The sequence below is a fragment of the Intrasporangium chromatireducens Q5-1 genome (genome assembly GCF_000576575.1).
Taxonomy (GTDB): domain Bacteria; phylum Actinomycetota; class Actinomycetes; order Actinomycetales; family Dermatophilaceae; genus Intrasporangium_A; species Intrasporangium_A chromatireducens.
The window spans coordinates 1-3,481 of sequence record NZ_AWQS01000328.1; the positions used below are offsets into that span (position 1 = coordinate 1).

Here is a 3,481-nt window from a genome sequence, read left to right on the forward strand (position 1 = left end):
GCCGACGGTGCCGCCGCGGGCAGGCCCGCGGCGAGCACCACCCGGGCCCGCGGCGCGCTGCCGCTCCCACCGAGGAAGGGCAGCATCCCGAGCAGCACGACGAGGCCGAGCAGCGAGGCGAGGCGGCGCCGGACGCGGAAGGTCACCACGTGCGGCTCGTGCTGCGGTGATGCTGTGTCCTGCATGGGCAAGGACACCCCCCTGGGTCGAGTGGCAGTCGACTGTGTCGGCAGCTGGGACGCCCCCGACTCGTGCAGCCGAATCGCTCTCCCAACTGTTGTCAACCATAGGTGGGGCGTGTCGACCGCGGGGGCGCGTCGGGGAACTTGTGACGCATGAGGCGGATGAGCCTCGCGTCGCCCGGAAAGGGCGAGACTGGTGACGTGAGCAAGAGGGAGCGGCTGAGCGCGCTCGACTCGATCTTCCTGCCCATGGAGACCGAGAACCAGCCCCTGCACGTCGGCTCGGTCCTGATCCTCGAGGGCCCCCCACCGTCGCCGGACGCGTTCCGGCACTACGTCGCGGCACAGCTCGCGACCATGCCGTTCCACCGGCGTCGCCTCATGCGAATGCCTCTGGACCTGGGCCGGCCCATCTGGGTCGACGCACAGGTCGATCTCCTCGACCACGTGCACCACGGCGTCCTTCCGCCACCGGGTGACGAGGCACAGCTGTGTGCCATGGTGGCTCAGGTCATGCACCCCCCGCTGGACCGCAGCCGCCCACTGTGGCAGCTCTGGCAGGTCGACGGACTCGCTGGTGGTCGCTGGGCCGTGCTGGCCAAGGCACACCATGCACTGGTGGACGGACGTTCCGGCACCGATGTCGTCGGGGCCTTGCTGACCGCGTCCTCGCACTGGGAGGAGCGCCCCGTGGTGTCGCACGCTGCCGCGGGGAGCCAGCCGCCGCCGTCCCGCCTCGCGCTCGTCGCCGACCTCGTGTGCTGGTTGGGGCGGCTTCCGGTTCGTGCTGTCCGGTTCGCGGTCCACTCGGTCCTCGCGCCCCGGAAGACGGGACGGCAGGTGGCACGGCTGCGTCTCGGCCTGGCTCAGGTGCTCCGACCGGACCTGCCGCCCTCCGTCCTCAATGGCCCGCTGGGCAGCGACAGGACGTGGAGGTGGACAGGCGGCAGCCTGACCGACGTCGTGCACCTCGCGCATGCCGCCGACTGCACTGTCAACGACGTGTACCTGGCGGTGCCCGCAGGGGGCTACCGCCGCTTCCTGCTGGGCCGAGGCGAGCCGTTGCAGGGCATGGCTCTCCGTGCGATCGTGCCGGTGTCGCGACGGCGACGCGGAGAGCCGTGGCGGCCCGGCAACCTCGCGTCGGCCGTGTTCGTCGAGCTGCCCGTGCACCTCGCCGACGCCCGAGACCGGCTCTCGGCGGTGCGCAGCCGGACCCGGCAGCAGAAGGCCGACCGGGTGGCTGAGGCGACGGAAGCGGTCGTCCGCATGGCGGACCACCTCCCTGCGGCCCTGCTCCTTCAGGGTGCCCGTGCCTACGGGCGAGCCGGCCAGGGTCGCGTGAACGTCGTGGCCTCGAACGTGCCCGGCCCGTCGGAACTGCGCTACTTCGCAGGTCGGCGCGTCCTCGAGATTGCGCCCTGGCTTCCCACGGCGCAGGAGGTCCGCACGACGACCACGATGATGTCCTACGCCGGCCGCTTCACCATCGGCATCACTGGCGACGCCAGGGCGTTGCCTGACCTCGAACGGCTCGTCGCGGAGGTTGCCCGCGAGGTGGCCGAGCTGGTCGCTCCGGACGCGATCGCGTCGCCGACGGGTCAGTTCGGCTCGGCGGGATGTGCCTCGGAGGCCGCCCACCGGCGCAGGACGTTCTTCTGGATCTTGCCCGTCGACGTCTTGGGCAGATCGGTGAAGAAGATCCGGCGCGGCACCTTGTAGCCGGCCAGGTGCCGGCGCACGTGCGCGTCGAGGTCCTCCGCGGTCGCCTCGCAACTCGCCCGAAGCGTCACGTACGCGACGACCACCTCGCCCCACTTCTCGTCCGGCATGCTCACCACGGCGCACTCGACCACCGCCGGGTGGGAGTCGAGCACCTGCTCGACCTCGACCGAGGCGACGTTCTCACCGCCGCTGACGATGATGTCCTTGCTGCGGTCGCGCAGCTCGACGTAGCCGTCCGCGTCCATCACGCCCAGGTCGCCGGTCAGGAAGCACCCGCTGCGGGTGACCGCTTGGGTGGCCGCCTCGTCGTTGTAGTAGCCGAGCATCACGAGGTTGCCCGATGCCGCAATCTCGCCGATGGTCGTGCCGTCGGCGGGCACGTCGTGGCCCTCAGCGTCGAGCACCCGCAGCGGCTGGCTGGCGATGTTGCCGATGCCCTGCCGAGCCCGCAGGCGCACCACCATCTCGTCCGGCCGGTCGTCCCACTCCGGTTGCCACTCGTTGACGACCGACGGCCCGAAGGTCTCGGTGAGGCCGTAGAGGTGCGTGACGTCCAGGCCGAGCCGGTCCACCCGGGCCAGCAGCGCCGGCGAGGGCGGGGCACCGCCCACGAAGACCTGCACCCGGTCGCGGAGCCGGGCCGCCCCCGGTGCCTCCGCGATCATCGTGAGCACCGTCGGCGCCCCGCAGAAGTGCGTGACGTCCTGCTCCCGGAGCATCGTCCAGATCGCGTCGGGGTCCACCGCCCGTAGGCAGAGGTTGGTCCCGCCGGCAGCGAAGACCGCCCAGGTGAAGCACCAGCCATTGCAGTGGAACATCGGCAAGGTCCAGAGGTACGTCGACCCGGTGCCGAGCCGCGCGTGGTACGCCATTGCGAGGGCGCCCAGGTAGGCGCCTCGATGGTGGGCCATGACCCCCTTGGGGCGGCCTGTCGTGCCGGAGGTGTAGTTGATCGAGATCATGCTGCGCTCGTCGACCTGGACGCGATCCCTGGTCGGGCGGGCGTCGTCCGCGTCGGCAAGCCAGGTCTCGTAGTCCTGGACGCCGCTCCCGGCTCCGGCGCTGGCGGCGTCCTCGAGCACCAGCGGGATCCCGACGCTCGCGGCCACCTCGCTGGCCCGGTCCGCGAACTCCCGAGTGGCCACGAGGAGGGACGCTCCCGAGTGCTCCAGGATGTAGATCATCTCTTCGGCGGCCAACCGGATGTTCATCGGCACGAGGACGGCGCCGCGCAGCGGGACGCCATGATGCAGCTCGAGCTGGAGGTGGCTGTTGGTGCAGAGGGAGGCGACCCGGTCACCTGGCTGGACGCCGGCCGAGGTCAACGCGGACACGAGCCGGTCACATCGCTCGGCCAGCTGCGTGTAGGTGAGCCGGACATCTCCGTCGACGACCGCTGTGCGCTCCGCGAAGGAGACCGCGGCTCGGTCCAGGAACGCCGTGGGCGTGAGCGTCGCGAAGGTGAACCCGGACATGGTGCTGCTCCTTCAACGTCGCTCGGCAGTGGGGCCGCAGGAACTGCTCGTGGGGCAGCAGGGGCTTGAACCCTGGACCGACGGATTATGAGTCGGGCA

General features: G+C 71.0%; 2 protein-coding genes and 1 pseudogene. 1 reads left to right on the plus strand and 2 read right to left on the minus strand.

Features of this window, described 5'->3' with window-relative positions; all coding sequences use genetic code 11:
• On the minus strand, window positions 1–185 hold a 185-nt coding region (locus N864_RS24860; RefSeq protein ID WP_155893036.1), incomplete at its 3' end, for a hypothetical protein.
• Between the two features lie 159 nt (window positions 186–344).
• Here N864_RS24860 and N864_RS26165 point away from each other — a divergent pair.
• Window positions 345–1,745: pseudogene (locus N864_RS26165) on the plus strand (wax ester/triacylglycerol synthase family O-acyltransferase); the annotation flags it as partial.
• Between the two features lie 38 nt (window positions 1,746–1,783).
• On the opposite strand, the gene N864_RS20400 reads toward N864_RS26165, so the two are convergent.
• On the minus strand, window positions 1,784–3,382 hold the full coding sequence (locus N864_RS20400) for an acyl--CoA ligase family protein (RefSeq protein WP_034721718.1): 1,599 nt from the start codon (window positions 3,380–3,382) through the stop codon (window positions 1,784–1,786).
• Window positions 3,383–3,481: the final 99 nt, after the last annotated feature.

Excerpts from the sequence above, each read along its gene's own strand:
- N864_RS20400 (WP_034721718.1), bottom strand. The coding sequence starts at position 3,382 with ATGTCCGGGTTCACCTTCGCGACGCTCACGCCCACGGCGTTCCTGGAC.